Annotated in this window: 13 protein-coding genes; all 13 read left to right on the top strand. The window is 71.4% G+C overall.

The window, feature by feature from the left end:
* The first annotated feature begins 23 nt into the window (after positions 1-23).
* The 13 genes from IO30_RS0136905 (at position 24) to IO30_RS0136845 (ending at position 14,711) form a co-directional block, all read left to right on the top strand.
* A complete protein-coding gene (locus IO30_RS0136905; RefSeq protein WP_037896269.1) occupies positions 24-497 on the top strand; it encodes a response regulator in 474 nt (157 codons plus the stop codon).
* A gap of 206 nt (positions 498-703) precedes the next feature.
* Complete coding sequence (gene nrtL, locus IO30_RS0136900) at positions 704-1,702, top strand: ArgS-related anticodon-binding protein NrtL (protein WP_031150564.1); 999 nt, start codon at positions 704-706, stop codon at positions 1,700-1,702.
* A 19-nt stretch (positions 1,703-1,721) separates the two neighbouring features.
* Positions 1,722-3,113 carry a diaminopimelate decarboxylase gene (lysA, locus tag IO30_RS0136895; protein ID WP_031150562.1) on the top strand — a complete coding sequence of 464 codons (1,392 nt, stop codon included), beginning with the start codon at positions 1,722-1,724 and terminating at the stop codon, positions 3,111-3,113.
* Between the two features lie 124 nt (positions 3,114-3,237).
* Complete coding sequence (locus IO30_RS0136890) at positions 3,238-4,542, top strand: homoserine dehydrogenase (protein ID WP_199921004.1); 1,305 nt, start codon at positions 3,238-3,240, stop codon at positions 4,540-4,542.
* Between the two features lie 6 nt (positions 4,543-4,548).
* A complete protein-coding gene (thrC, locus tag IO30_RS0136885) occupies positions 4,549-5,619 on the top strand; it encodes a threonine synthase (protein ID WP_031150558.1) in 1,071 nt (356 codons plus the stop codon).
* 283 nt (positions 5,620-5,902) lie between these two features.
* The gene (thrB, locus tag IO30_RS0136880) at positions 5,903-6,829 is read left to right on the top strand and encodes a homoserine kinase (protein WP_031150556.1); all 927 of its coding nucleotides are present in this window, start codon (positions 5,903-5,905) and stop codon (positions 6,827-6,829) included.
* A 429-nt stretch (positions 6,830-7,258) separates the two neighbouring features.
* Positions 7,259-9,439, top strand: a complete 2,181-nt coding sequence (rho, locus tag IO30_RS0136875; RefSeq protein ID WP_031150554.1) for a transcription termination factor Rho — start codon at positions 7,259-7,261, stop codon at positions 9,437-9,439.
* 326 nt (positions 9,440-9,765) lie between these two features.
* On the top strand, positions 9,766-10,866 hold the full coding sequence (locus IO30_RS0136870; protein WP_031150552.1) for an LCP family protein: 1,101 nt from the start codon (positions 9,766-9,768) through the stop codon (positions 10,864-10,866).
* Between the two features lie 185 nt (positions 10,867-11,051).
* Positions 11,052-11,270 (top strand): 50S ribosomal protein L31, encoded by a 219-nt coding sequence (rpmE, locus tag IO30_RS0136865; RefSeq protein WP_031150550.1) that lies wholly within the window; start codon positions 11,052-11,054, stop codon positions 11,268-11,270.
* A gap of 126 nt (positions 11,271-11,396) precedes the next feature.
* Positions 11,397-12,476, top strand: coding sequence for a peptide chain release factor 1 (gene prfA / locus IO30_RS0136860; protein WP_031150548.1), 1,080 nt, complete (start codon positions 11,397-11,399; stop codon positions 12,474-12,476).
* Positions 12,477-12,539: 63 nt separating this feature from the next.
* The gene (gene prmC / locus IO30_RS0136855; protein WP_031150546.1) at positions 12,540-13,385 is read left to right on the top strand and encodes a peptide chain release factor N(5)-glutamine methyltransferase; all 846 of its coding nucleotides are present in this window, start codon (positions 12,540-12,542) and stop codon (positions 13,383-13,385) included.
* 49 nt (positions 13,386-13,434) lie between these two features.
* Positions 13,435-14,082 carry an L-threonylcarbamoyladenylate synthase gene (locus IO30_RS0136850; protein ID WP_031150544.1) on the top strand — a complete coding sequence of 216 codons (648 nt, stop codon included), beginning with the start codon at positions 13,435-13,437 and terminating at the stop codon, positions 14,080-14,082.
* The gene (locus IO30_RS0136845; RefSeq protein WP_031150542.1) at positions 14,079-14,711 is read left to right on the top strand and encodes an arsenate reductase/protein-tyrosine-phosphatase family protein; all 633 of its coding nucleotides are present in this window, start codon (positions 14,079-14,081) and stop codon (positions 14,709-14,711) included. The genes IO30_RS0136850 and IO30_RS0136845 overlap by 4 nt, the downstream gene beginning before the upstream one ends.
* Positions 14,712-14,744 lie beyond the last annotated feature (33 nt).

Below are 14,744 nucleotides of genomic sequence, written 5' to 3'. Positions count from 1 at the left end.
CGCGTCGCCCGCACGGGGTGGAAGTGGCAAAAACCCGGACGCGGGGCCCCGGCTCGACCTACTCTCGAGTTGTGCCAGGCGTCTCGGGCCGGGTGCTTGTTGTCGACGACAACAAGGTCATCCGGCAGCTGATCAAGGTCAATCTCGAGCTGGAGGGCTTCGAGGTCGTGACCGCGAACGATGGTGCCGAATGCCTGGATGTCGTGGGTCACGTGTGCCCCGATGTGATCACGCTCGACGTGGTCATGCCACGCCTCGACGGGTTCGCAACAGCCGCCCAGCTGCGGGCCGATCCGCGGACCCGGGGCGTGCCGGTGGCCATCGTCAGCGCCTGTACGCAGTACGAGGTGGAGACCGGGATCGACGCCGGGGTGGACGCCTTCGTCGCCAAGCCCTTCGAGCCCGCCGAGCTCGTGCGCGTCGTCCGCAGGCTCGTCGAGGGCAAGGACCGGCGTGACGGGTGGAAAGGGGCTCCCGCCGGGAGGGGGAGGGGGTAGAGGTTTCCCCTCGGTCCCCATGTTGTTCGTCCCCTTCTTCCTCTTCCTCTTCTTCTGGTCGGGGCCGTCCCCTTGCCTCGGATGGTCCGCGGAGTCGGGGTTCCGGCAGCGTCCCCGTGGTCGCTTCCGTGGTCGGCGTCGCGGCCGCCTGTTCACATGGCGAAACCCTTCGCGTGACCCGGGGCCTTCTCCCCTACGCTGGTGCCGTGACCCCCGCTGACCTCTCCCGTACCGTCGTGCGCGCCGTGCGCTGCGCCGTCGAGGACGGGGAGCTGCCGGCCGGTGCGGACGTGCCCGGCGGGCGGGCCGTCGTCGAGCGGACCCGGCCCGGTGGGGTGGGGGACTACGCCACCCCCGTCGCCTTCCAGGTCGCCAAGGGCGCCGGGCGCCGCCCCGCCGACGTGGCGCAGCTGCTCGCCCGCCGGCTCGACGGCGTGAGCGGGATCGAGCGGGTCGAGGTCACCGGCGCGGGCTTCCTGAACTTCGTACTCGCCCCGCCCGACGCCGCCGAGGTCGTACGCGCCGCCCGGGCCTACGCCCCCGCCCCCCGCCCCGAGGACGCCGGCCCGAGCACGAGCGCCCCGAACCCGAACCCGAGCCCCCCGCCCCCCGCAGTCAGCGGGCTGCGCGAGCAGGCCGTGCACGCGGCCGTGCTGCGGATCCGGGCCGGCCAGGGCCTCGACCCCGCCCCGCCCGCCGCCGTGGCCCCGGTCGCGCGCCGCGACGGCGACGTCCTGGCCCGCTACGGGGCCGACGCCGTCCGCTGGGCCGCGCTCACCGTCGCCCCCCAGGAGACCCCCGTCTTCTCCCCGGCCCTCCTGCTCCAGGGCGAGGCCGCCGAGTTCTTCCGGGTCCGGTACGCCCACGCCCGCAGCCGCGCGCTCCTGCGCAACGCCGCCCGGCTGGGGTTCACCCCCCTGCCCGGCCCCCCGCAGGACGGCGCGGCCGGACCGCTCCTGCGCGCCCTCGGCGAGTACCCGCTGGTGCTGGAGGCCGCCGCGTACCACCGTGCCCCCGAGCGCCTCGCCCGGCACCTCGTCACGCTGGCCGATGCCCTGCTCGACTTCCAGTACTGCGTACTGCCCCACGGGGACGAGAAACCCTCGGCCGCCCACCGCGCCCGGCTGGCCCTTGCCGAAGCCGCCGGGACGGTGCTGGCCGGCGGCCTGGCCCTCCTCGGTATAGACGCACCTGAACGCCTGTGACCTGCGAAGAGAGATTCCGATGAGCCGTTCCGCGCACCCCGCCGGACCCCGTCACGCCGACGTCCTGCCCGAGGGGCACTACTCCCCGCCGGCCGCCGACCTGAACGCCCTCGACGAGAAGGTGTGGGCCCGGACGGTCCGGCGCGCGGACGACGGCGTCGTCTCCGTCGGCGGCATCGAAGTGACCCGGCTCGCCGAGGAGTTCGGGACCCCCGCCTACTTCCTCGACGAAGAGGACTTCCGGGCGCGCTGCCGGGCCTGGGCGCACGCCTTCGGCAAGGACGCCGACGTGTTCTACGCGGGCAAGGCGTTCCTCTCCAAGGCCGTCGTGAAGTGGCTGAAGGAAGAAGGACTCAATCTCGACGTCTGCTCCAGCGGGGAGCTCGCGACCGCCCTGGCGGCCGGGATGCCGGCCGGGCGGATCGCCTACCACGGCAACAACAAGTCCGTCGCCGAGATCACCCGCGCGGTCCAGGAGGGGGTCGGGCGCATCGTCCTGGACTCCTTCCAGGAGATCGCCCGCGTCGCGCACGTGGCCCGCGAGCTGGGCGTGCGCCAGCCGGTGCAGATCCGCGTGACGGTCGGCGTCGAGGCGCACACCCACGAGTTCATCGCCACCGCCCACGAGGACCAGAAGTTCGGCATCGCCGTGGCCGACGGCTCCGCCGCCGAGGCCGTGCGCCGGGTGCTCGGGCACGACTCGCTTGAGCTGCTGGGCATCCACTCCCACATCGGCTCGCAGATCTTCGACATGGCCGGTTTCGAGGTGTCCGCCAAGCGCGTGGTGCAGCTGCTGGCCGCCGTGCGCGACGAGCACGGCGTGGAGCTCCCCGAGATCGACCTCGGCGGCGGCCTCGGCATCGCCTACACCTCCGACGACGACCCGCGCGAGCCCCACGAGATCGCCAAGGCGCTGACCGAGATCGTCGGCCGGGAGTGCGAGTCGGCCCGCCTGCGCGCCCCCCGGATCTCCGTCGAACCCGGCCGCGCCATCGTCGGTCCGACCGCCTTCACCCTCTACGAGGTCGGCACCATCAAGCCGCTCGAGGGGCTCCGTACGTACGTCAGCGTGGACGGCGGCATGTCCGACAACATCCGGACGGCCCTGTACGACGCCGAGTACTCCATCTCCCTGGTCTCGCGGCGCTCCGACGCCGAGCCCGTCCTCGTCCGTGTCGTCGGCAAGCACTGCGAGAGCGGTGACATCGTGGTCAAGGACGCGTTCCTGCCCGCCGACCTCGCTCCGGGCGACCTGCTGGCCGTCCCGGCGACCGGCGCGTACTGCCGCTCCATGGCCAGCAACTACAACCATGCGCTCCGCCCGCCCGTCGTCGCCGTGCGTGACGGTCAGGCCCGGGTGATCGTCCGGCGCGAGACGGAGGAAGATCTCCTGCGTCTCGACCTCGGATGATGAAATAGGTGTCTCACTCAATGGACCGAGGATGGAAACTGCTGTCCATTGAGTGAGACTGGTTCACACCCGGCGGGCAAACCGCGCGCGGGGTATCGATGGAAGATCGAAAGGCGTAGGTCGAATGATGCGTACGCGTCCGCTGAAGGTGGCGCTGCTGGGCTGTGGAGTGGTCGGCTCAGAGGTGGCGCGCATCATGACGACGCACGCCGACGATCTGACGGCCCGGATCGGCGCGCCCGTCGAGCTCGCGGGCGTCGCCGTGCGCCGCCCGTCCAAGGTGCGCGAGGGCATCGACCCGGCGCTGGTCACCACCGATGCGACCGCCCTTCTCAAACGCGGCGACATCGACGTGGTCATCGAGGTCATCGGCGGTATCGAGCCCGCCCGTACGCTGATCACCACCGCCTTCGAGAACGGCGCCTCGGTGGTCTCCGCGAACAAGGCGCTGCTGGCCCAGGACGGTGCCGCGCTGCACGCCGCCGCCGAGAAGCACGGGCTGGACCTGTACTACGAGGCGGCCGTCGCGGGTGCGATCCCGCTGGTGCGCCCGATGCGGGAGTCCCTCGCGGGCGACAAGATCAACCGCGTGATGGGCATCGTCAACGGCACGACCAACTTCATCCTCGACAAGATGGACTCCACCGGCGCCGGGTACCAGGAGGCGCTCGACGAGGCCACCGCCCTCGGGTACGCCGAGGCCGACCCCACGGCCGACGTCGAGGGCTACGACGCCGCCGCCAAGGCCGCGATCCTGGCCGGCATCGCCTTCCACACGCGGGTCCGTCTCGACGACGTGTACCGCGAGGGCATGACCGAGGTCAGCGCCGCCGACTTCGCCTCGGCCAAGCGGATGGGCTGCACCATCAAGCTCCTGGCGATCCTGGAGCGCGCGGCCGACGGCCAGTCCGTCACCGCCCGCGTGCACCCGGCGATGATCCCGCTGACGCACCCGCTGGCCTCCGTCCGCGAGGCGTACAACGCGGTCTTCGTCGAGGCGGAGGCCGCCGGGCGGCTCATGTTCTACGGGCCCGGCGCGGGCGGTTCGCCGACCGCGTCGGCGGTCCTGGGCGACCTCGTCGCCGTCTGCCGCAACAAGCTCGCCGAGGCAACGGGGCCGGGCGAGTCGGCGTACACCCAGCTGCCGGTCAGTGCCATGGGCGAAGTCGTGACGAGGTACCACATCAGCCTTGACGTGGCCGACAAGCCGGGCGTCCTCGCCCAGGTGGCGACCACGTTCGCCGAGCACGGCGTGTCGATCGATACGGTACGCCAGCAAGGACGTCCGGACGGGGTCGGCAATGAGGCCTCCCTCGTCGTCGTCACTCACCGTGCGCCCGATGCCGCCCTCTCCGGGACCGTCGAGGCGCTGCGGAAGCTGGACACCGTCCGCGGTGTCGCCAGCATCATGCGTGTTGAAGGGGAGTAAGGACCCATGAGCAGCAATCGCACCCACCAGTGGCGCGGCATCATCGAGGAGTACCGGGACCGCCTGCCGGTGACGGACAAGACTCCCGTGGTCACACTCCGAGAGGGCGGCACTCCCCTCGTCCCCGCGCAGGTGCTCTCCGAGCGCACCGGCTGCGAGGTCCACCTGAAGGTCGAGGGGGCCAACCCCACCGGGTCCTTCAAGGACCGCGGCATGACCATGGCCATCACCAAGGCCAAGGAGGAGGGCGCGAAGGCCGTCATCTGCGCCTCCACCGGCAACACCTCGGCCTCGGCCGCCGCGTACGCGGTGCGTGCCGGGATGGTCTCCGCAGTGCTCGTGCCCCGCGGCAAGATCGCGCTGGGCAAGATGGGCCAGGCCCTCGTGCACGGCGCCAAGATCCTCCAGGTGGACGGCAACTTCGACGACTGCCTGGACCTGGCGCGGGCGCTGTCCGACAACTACCCGGTGGCGCTGGTCAATTCCGTCAACCCGGTCCGCATCGAGGGTCAGAAGACGGCGGCGTTCGAGATCGTCGACGCCCTCGGTGACGCACCCGACATCCACGTGCTGCCGGTCGGCAACGCGGGCAACATCACCGCGTACTGGAAGGGGTTCAAGGAGTACAAGGCCGACGGCCTGGCCTCCCGTACGCCCCGCGTGTGGGGTTTCCAGGCTTCCGGTTCCGCGCCCATCGTGCGCGGCGAGATCGTCAAGGAGCCGCACACCATCGCCACGGCGATCCGGATCGGCAACCCGGCCTCCTGGGACTACGCGCTCGCCGCGCGTGACGAGTCGGGCGGCTTCATCGACGAGGTGACGGACCGCCAGATCCTGGCCGCCTACCGGCTGTTGGCCGCTCAGGAGGGCGTCTTCGTCGAGCCCGCCTCGGCCGCCTCGGTGGCGGGTCTGCTCAAGGCCGCGGAGCTGGGCCTGGTCGACCCCGGTCAGACGATCGTGTGCACCGTCACCGGCAACGGCCTGAAGGACCCCGATTGGGCGGTCGCCGGCGCTCCGCAGCCGGTCACCGTTCCGGTGGACGCCGAAGCCGCGGCGATCCGCCTCGGCCTGGTCTGACGTACCGCCTGAGAGCCGGGTTCCGGAGTGATCCGGAACCCGGCAACTCACCCCGTACGACGACAAAAGTGCGGCGGAAGTCCGCGACACGCATCGTGCGCCTCGTGTGCGCCCTATGTCGGATGAGAACCTTCCTTCGATACGCTGTACTTACATCCGCCACCGCGCATATGACTGCGGTGCTGCCCCGAGGGCCTTCGGGTGTCGTACGTTCTCCAGTACATTCGCAGCGAGCCAGCGAAGAGCGAAGATCTCGCACAGTCACAAGGAGTGTCATCGGACGATGGCCGGTCCAGCGTTCCGCGCCGCCGCCGTACGGGTGCGCGTCCCCGCCAGTAGTGCCAACCTCGGCCCGGGCTTCGACACCCTCGGCCTCGCCCTGGGGCTCTACGACGACGTCGTCGTCCGCGTGGCCGATTCCGGCCTCGACATCGACATCGCGGGTGAAGGCGCCGACAACCTCCCGCGGGACGAGAGCCACCTGCTCGTACGCTCCATGCGCACCGCCTTCGACCTGCTGGGCGGGCAGCCCCGCGGCCTCGAGGTCGTCTGCGCGAACCGCATTCCGCACGGCCGCGGCCTCGGTTCCTCCTCCGCCGCCATCTGCGCGGGCATCGTGGCCGCCCGCGCCGTGACGATAGGCGGCGAGGCCAAGCTCGACGACAGTGCGCTGCTGGAGCTCGCCACCGAGATCGAGGGTCACCCCGACAACGTCGCCGCCTGTCTGCTCGGCGGTTTCACCCTGGCGTGGATGGACGGGGGCAGTGCCAAGGCGATCCGGATGGAGCCCGCCGATTCCATCGTTCCGGTGGTCTTCGTACCGTCCAAGCCCGTCCTGACGGAGACCGCGCGCGGCCTGCTGCCGCGTACCGTCCCGCACGTGGACGCGGCGGTCAACGCGGGCCGCGCCGCCCTGCTCGTGGAGGCCCTGACCAGGCGTCCCGAGTACCTGCTGGCGGCGACCGAGGACCGGCTCCACCAGGACTACCGGACCCCGGCGATGCCCGAGAGCGTCGCACTGGTGGGCCGACTGCGGGCGGACGGGATCCCCGCGGTCATCTCCGGCGCGGGCCCCACGGTCCTCGCGCTGGTCGACAACGGCGCGGCCGACAAGGTCGCGCAGCTCGCGGGCGAGGGATGGGCCGCCACCCGGCTGTCCCTCGACGCCGCGGGCGCGAGCGTCCTCCCGCTGGGTACCCAGGGCAGCTGATGTCCTGGGGACCCGGCCGGTCCGGGGCGGGCGGCCAGGGCAGGCCGCCCGCGCGGGAAGGGCGCGATTGCCGGTGATCGAGAGGGGGAATGTCTGTTGGATCCGGTAGTGTTAATCTCAAGTGCGCATCCGAAGCCGCCATGGCTCGGTGCTCAGTGTCCCCATTCGGGACCACCTTTCTTCCGGGAGCCTCCCCGACTGCTTTGATCACTTCCAGCAGTTTCGAGCACGCTCCGGAATCGGCGTGACATTCCCACGCTTTCAGCTCGGGGGCTTCTCGCCGGAACCACCCATGCACGTTTCTCTCCGCCGTATCTCTCTATCGGCGGACCACCGCCCCGGCACGGTCCACACCTAGGGCCGTTGTCGGACAGCACAACCGGTCGCCGAGCCAGACAGGCCGACGTCCGCTCCAGGGAAGGACCCTTCGTGAGCGACACCACCGATCTGATGGGCGCTGCCGACACCAATGTCGACACCAGTGCCCCCGCCGCGGGCGCCGCGGCTGCCACCGGACGGCGACGCCGCACCGGCACCGGCCTCGACGGCATGGTCCTGGCCGAGCTTCAGCAGGTCGCGTCGGGCCTCGGCATCAGGGGCACCGCGCGGATGCGCAAGAGCCAGCTGATCGAGGTCATCAAGGAGGCGCAGGCGGGCGGCAGTGCCCCCAAGGCCGCGTCCTCCGCCGCCGGAGCCGCCGACACCGCCGAGGCCAAGCCGAAGCGCCGCGCCACCAGCAAGGCCCGTACGGGTGAGGCCGCCGCCGAGGCGCCCGCCGAGAAGCCTGCCGCGCAGGCCCAGATCGAGATCCCGGGCCAGCCGGCAGGGGGCCCCTCCCGTTCGAGCGCAGCCGAGAGCGGGGGAGAGGACGCGCCGGTCGGCGAGCGCCGCCGCCGTCGTGCCACCGCCCCGTCCGGCAGCCCGGAGGCCTCGGCCCCCGCCGCCGTACAGGTCGAGCAGAAGACCGAGACCGTCAAGGCCGAGGCCGCCGCGCAGCCCGAGGCGAAGGCCGAGGCGGCCACGGCCGTCTCCGGTCAGGCGCAGGGCCAGGACGGCGAGGGCCGCGGCCGTCGCGAGCGCCGCGACCGCGGTGACCGTGCCGAGCGCGGTGACCGTCAGCGTGACCGTCGCGACCGCGGTGCCAAGGCCGACGAGCCGGGCCAGGGTGCGCCGGCCGGCCAGGGCGGTCAGGGCGGGGGCCGTCAGGACCGCGCCGACCGTCAGGACCGCCAGCAGCAGGGCGGCCGTGGTCAGGGCCAGGGCCAGAGCCAGGGCCTGGGTCAGCAGGGCCGTCAGGACCGACAGGACCGACAGGACCGTCAGGACCGTCAGGGTCCCCAGGACAACGGTCCGCAGGACGACTTCGACGACGAGGGCGGCCGTCGTGGCCGCCGGGGCCGATACCGCGACCGCCGTGGCCGTCGTGGCCGCGACGAGTTCGCCCCGAACGAGCCGCAGGTCGCCGACGACGACGTCCTGATCCCCGTCGCGGGCATCCTCGACATCCTCGACAACTACGCGTTCATCCGGACCTCGGGCTACCTGCCCGGTCCCAACGACGTGTACGTCTCCCTCGCCCAGGTCCGCAAGGCGGGTCTGCGCAAGGGCGACCACACCACCGGTGCCGTGCGCCAGCCCAAGGACGGCGAGCGCCGCGAGAAGTTCAACGCCCTCGTGCGGCTGGACTCCGTGAACGGCATGGCGCCCGAATCGGGCCGCGGGCGGCCGGAGTTCCAGAAGCTGACCCCGCTCTACCCGCAGGACCGGCTCCGTCTGGAGACCGACCCGGGCGTGCTGACCACCCGCATCATCGACCTCGTGTCGCCGATCGGCAAGGGCCAGCGCGGTCTGATCGTGGCCCCGCCGAAGACCGGTAAGACCATGATCATGCAGGCGATCGCCAACGCGATCACCGTCAACAACCCCGAGTGCCACCTGATGGTCGTCCTGGTCGACGAGCGTCCGGAAGAGGTCACCGACATGCAGCGGTCGGTCAAGGGCGAGGTCATCTCCTCGACCTTCGACCGCCCGGCCGAGGACCACACCACCGTTGCCGAGCTGGCCATCGAGCGCGCCAAGCGTCTCGTCGAGCTCGGCCACGACGTGGTCGTCCTGCTGGACTCCATCACCCGTCTGGGCCGCGCGTACAACCTCGCGGCTCCCGCCTCCGGCCGCATCCTGTCCGGTGGTGTCGACTCGACCGCGCTGTACCCGCCGAAGCGCTTCTTCGGTGCCGCGCGCAACATCGAGGACGGCGGCTCGCTGACCATCCTGGCCACCGCGCTGGTCGACACCGGCTCGCGCATGGACGAGGTGATCTTCGAGGAGTTCAAGGGCACCGGCAACATGGAGCTCAAGCTCGACCGGAAGCTCGCCGACAAGCGCATCTTCCCGGCCGTCGACGTCGACCCGTCGGGCACCCGCAAGGAGGAGATCCTCCTCAACGCGGAGGAGCTCGCCATCGTCTGGAAGCTGCGCCGGGTGCTGCACGCGCTCGACTCGCAGCAGGCGATCGAGCTGCTGCTCGACAAGATGAAGCAGACGAAGTCGAACGCCGAGTTCCTGATGCAGATCGCGAAGACGACGCCGTCGGGCAAGAACGACGACTGACGTCCGAGCGCCTGACCTGGGCTCATCACGGCCGCCCCCGCCGCACCTGCGGCGGGGGCGGCCGTGTTCGTACGGATACGCGGTGCGAGCTTCACCACACCGCGGCGGCTCCTGAACCGCCGCCCCGCCTCCCGCGTGCGGGGCCAAAACCGCAGGTCGACGTCCTGCGGTCCGGTGCGGGTGGCGGGGGCCGGGCCGGACCCGGGCGGTCGGTGCGCTGCGGCGGCCGTGGAACCCTGGGGGTCGTTAGGCCGTCTGTGTCAGAGGAGCGCAGGTGAGAAGCGACCGGCCGGCGGACCGAGGCCGGACCCAGGACTGAGGAGAGCATGAGCCAGGACAGCACGGGTGGAGGACGGCGAGCCGCAGGCCGGCGCCGGCGCAAGCCGCCCAAGCGCCGTAGGGCCCTCGTCATCGCCGCATGGAGCGCCGCGGGCGTGATCCTGCTGGGCGGTGCGGGCCTCGGCTACTTCTACTTCAAGTTCAACGGCAATCTGAAGACCGTCGACATCGACGCGGCGCTGGGCACCGACCGTCCGCAGGACGTGGACAACGGCTCGATGGACATCCTCGTCCTCGGATCGGACTCCCGCGGCGGCGCCAACGCCGAGTACGGGCGCGACGAGGGCGGCTCCGCCCGTTCCGACACGGCGATGATCATCCACTTGTACGAGGGCCACCAGAAGGCCAGCGTCGTATCGATACCCCGCGACACCATGACCGCCCGCCCCTCCTGCGCCACGACCGGGGGGAAGACGGACCCCGGCGGGCAGCGCAGGCAGTTCAACGAGGCCTACACGGTCGGCGGGGCCGCCTGCGCGGTCAAGACCGTCGAGAAGATGTCCGGGATCCGCATGGACCACTACATCGAGGTCGACTTCACGGGCTTCAAGAAGATCATCGACAACCTCGGCGGCGTCGAGGTCACGGTCAACAAGCCGATCAAGGACGGCGCCAGTCACCTGAACCTCGCCGCCGGACCCAACAAGCTCAACGGGGAGCAGGCCCTCGGCCTCGTCCGCACCCGCAAGAGCATCGGCGACGGCAGCGACCTGGGCCGAATACAGCTCCAGCAGGCCTTCATCAAGGCGCTCATCAAGCAGGTCAAGACCATCGGCCTGTTCGACAACCCCAAGCAGCTGCTCGGCCTCGCGGACTCCGCGACCAAGGCCCTCACCACCGACAAGGCGCTCGGCGACGTGAAGTCCCTGATGGGCTTCGCCCAGGGCCTCCAGGGCATCGACGCCCAGGACATGCAGATGATCACGCTGCCGGTGGCCCCCGACCCCAGGGACACGGACCGCGTGGCGCCGCTCACCAAGGAGTCCAAGATGGTCTGGGACGCCCTGCTGGCGGACCAGCCGATTCCGGCCGAGGCCACCGAGAAGTCCATGGGGGACAAGGGCTCGGTCGGCGGGATCGTCCAGTAGGAACGGGCGGGGGAGGGGGCCCGCCGGGGGGTGCGGAATAGATGCCGGCCCCGTCCCGTTGAGGGAGGCGTCCTCAGAATTTTGACAGGCAGCCCGGTCCTGGCAGACTGGTCTGTCGGCCCCGGTTCACGCAGTGCGCAATTCGGCTCCTGCGACCCGGCGCCCTCCCGAATCTAGGAGACACCTTGAAGAGCGAGATCCACCCCGAGTACGTCGAGACCCAGGTCAGCTGCACCTGTGGCGCGTCGTTCACCACCCGCTCGACGCTGACCAGCGGCAACATCCGTGCCGAGGTCTGCTCCGAGTGCCACCCGTTCTACACGGGCAAGCAGAAGATCCTCGACACCGGTGGCCGCGTGGCCCGCTTCGAGGCCCGCTTCGGCAAGGGTGCGGCCAAGAAGTAGCGCGACCCAGGCGCCGGTCACCGGCCGCCCCCTGTCCACTCGGGGGCGGCCGGACCGGCGCCTTTGTCGTCGTCCCGCGAGGACACCCCCCGCAGTCCCTTCGTACTTTCACCACAGGAGCCCCCGATGTTCGAGGCGGTCGAGGAACTGATCGGCGAGCATGCCGATCTTGAGAAGAAGCTCGCCGACCCTTCGGTCCACTCGGATCAGGCCAACGCGCGCAAGCTGAACAAGCGCTACGCGGAGCTGACCCCGATCGTGGCGACCTTCCGCGCCTGGAAGCAGACCGCCGAGGACATCGAGACGGCCAAGGAGTACGCGGCGGACGACCCGGACTTCTTCGCCGAGGTCAAGGAGCTCACCGCGCAGCGCGAGGAGCTGACCGAAAAGCTCCGCCTGCTGCTCGTCCCGCGCGACCCCAGCGACGACAAGGACGTGCTCCTGGAGGTCAAGGCGGGCGCGGGCGGCGACGAGTCGGCCCTGTTCGCCGGCGACCTGCTGCGCATGTACCTGCGCTACGCCGAGCGCGTGGGCTGGAAGACCGAGATCATCGACGCCACCGAGTCCGAACTCGGCGGCTACAAGGACGTCCAGGTCTCCGTCCGCACCAAGGGCGGCAACGGCGCGACCGAGCCCGGCCAGGGCGTGTGGGCCCGCCTGAAGTACGAGGGCGGCGTGCACCGCGTACAGCGGGTTCCGGCCACCGAGTCCCAGGGCCGCATCCACACCTCCGCCGCCGGCGTGCTCGTCACCCCGGAGGCCGAGGAGGTCGAGGTCGAGATCAACATGAACGACCTCCGCATCGACGTGTACCGCTCCTCGGGCCCCGGCGGCCAGTCCGTCAACACCACCGACTCGGCCGTGCGCATCACGCACCTGCCGACCGGCGTGGTCGCCTCCTGCCAGAACGAGAAGAGCCAGCTCCAGAACAAGGAGCAGGCCATGCGCATCCTGCGCTCGCGGCTGCTCGCCGCCGCGCAGGAGGCCGCCGAGCAGGAGGCTTCCGACGTGCGCCGCAGCCAGGTGCGCTCCGTGGACCGTTCCGAGAAGATCCGGACGTACAACTTCCCGGAAAACCGGATCTCGGACCACCGCACCGGCTTCAAGGCGTACAACTTGGACCAGGTGCTCGACGGCGACCTCGACTCGGTCATCCAGGCCTGTGTCGACGCCGACTCCGCAGCCAAGCTCGCCGCCGCGCAGTAGGGCCGCGAGGCACCCGTACCGCCCCGTACCACCCCCCGTACGACAGCAGCCCGGAGGACCAGCGTGAACTTGCTGCTTGCCGAGGTGGCCCAGGCCACCCAGCGGCTGGCCGCCGCCGGCGTGCCCTCACCGCGCTTCGACGCGGAGGAGCTCGCCGCCTTCGTGCACGGCGTCAAACGGGGGGAGCTGCACCACGTCAAGGACTCGGACTTCGACGCCCGCTACTGGGAGGCGATCGCGCGCCGCGAGGCGCGCGAGCCGCTCCAGCACATCACGGGCCGCGCCTTCTTCCGGTACCTGGAGCTCCAGGTAGGGCCCGGGGTGTTCGTGCCCCGGCCCGAGACCGAGTCGGTCGTGGACTGGGCCATACAGGCCGTCCGGGCCATGGACGTGGTCGAGCCGCTGATCGTGGACCTGTGCACCGGCTCCGGCGCCATCGCGCTGGCCATGGCGCAGGAGGTGCCGCGCTCGCGCGTGCACGCGGTCGAGCTGTCCGACGACGCGCTCGTCTACACCCGAAAGAACGCCGAGGGCTCCCGGGTCAGCGTCCACCAGGGCGACGCGCTCAGCGCCCTGCCCGAGCTGGACGGCCAGGTCGACCTGGTGATCTCCAACCCGCCGTACATCCCGCTCACCGAGTGGGAGTACGTCGCCCCCGAGGCCCGCGACCACGATCCGGAGATGGCGCTCTTCTCCGGCGAGGACGGTCTCGACACCATCCGGGGCATCGAACGCACCGCCCACCGGCTGCTGCGGCCCGGGGGGATCGTCGTCATCGAGCACGCCGACACCCAGGGCGGCCAGGTCCCGTGGATCTTCGCCGAGGAGCGGGGCTGGGCCGACGCCGCCGACCACCCCGACCTGAACCGGCGCCCGCGCTTCGCGACCGCGCGCAAGGCACTGCCGTGACCGGCGCGCCCCTTCCCGTCACCCCCCTGCTGCTTGAGGAGGCCCGCTGATGGCCCGGCGATACGACTGCAACGACGCGACGGACCGCAAGACGGGCCTGCGTGAAGCCGCATCCGCCGTGCGCCGCGGCGAGCTCGTCGTGCTGCCCACCGACACCCTGTACGGGATCGGCGCGGACGCCTTCAGCCCGGAGGCGGTCAGCGACCTGCTCGCCGCCAAGGGGCGCGGCCGCGGCATGCCCACCCCGGTCCTCATCGGCTCCCCGAACACCCTGCACGGCCTCGTCACGGACTTCTCCGAGCAGGCCTGGGAGCTCGTCGACGCCTTCTGGCCGGGCGCGCTGACGCTGGTCGCCAAGCACCAGCCGTCGCTGGCGTGGGACCTGGGGGACACCCAGGGCACCGTCGCCGTGCGCATGCCGCTGCACCCCGTCGCCATCGAGCTGCTGACCGAGGTCGGCCCGATGGCCGTGTCCTCGGCGAACCTGTCCGGCCACCCGGCGCCCGAGGACTGCGACGCGGCGCGCGAGATGCTCGGCGACTCCGTGTCGGTGTACCTGGACGGCGGGCCGACGCCCGGCATCCAGCCGTCCTCGATCGTCGACGTCACCGGGAAGGTCCCCGTCCTGCTGCGCGAGGGCGCGCTCACCGCGGACCAGCTGCGGGAGGTCGTACCCGACCTCGAGGTAGCCCCGTGACCCCTGAGGGGCGTGGCATAGCCGGGGACAGCACCTTCCGCATACTCCACGTCAGCACCGGAAACGTGTGCCGCTCGCCCATCACCGAGCGGCTGACGCGGCACGCCCTCGCGCACCGCCTGGGCGGGTTCGTGGCCGGGGACCTCATCGTGGAGAGCGCCGGCACCTGGGGCCACGAGGGGGCCCCGATGGAGGCGAACGCGGCCGCGGTGCTGGCGGACTTCGGCGCAGACGCGACCGGCTTCACCGGCCGGGAGCTGCTCGACGAGCACGTCATACGGGCCGACCTGGTGCTGACCGCGACCCGCGACCACCGGGCGCAGGTCATCTCGATGGGCCACTCGGCCGGGCTGCGGACCTTCACGCTGAAGGAGTTCACCCGGCTGGTCCGCGCCATAGACCCGGCGACGCTGCCCCCGCTGGACGACGGCATGGCCGAGCGGGCGCGCGCCCTGGTACGCGCCGCCGCCGCGCTGCGCGGCTGGCTGCTGGCACCCTCGCCGGACGCCGACGAGGTGTACGACCCGTACGGGGCGCCGATCACCTTCTTCCGCTCCATCGGCGACGAAATCAACCAGGCGCTGGACCCCGTGGTCACGGCCCTGACGGGCGTGACCGCCTCCCGCTGAGCGCGGCCGCCCGGCCGGAGGCCGGCGCAGCGG

The organism is Streptomyces xanthophaeus (assembly GCF_000725805.1).
Classification (GTDB): Bacteria; Actinomycetota; Actinomycetes; order Streptomycetales; family Streptomycetaceae; genus Streptomyces; species Streptomyces xanthophaeus.
The sequence above is the reverse complement of the archived record's forward strand: the minus strand, read 5'-3'. Positions and strand labels throughout refer to the sequence as shown.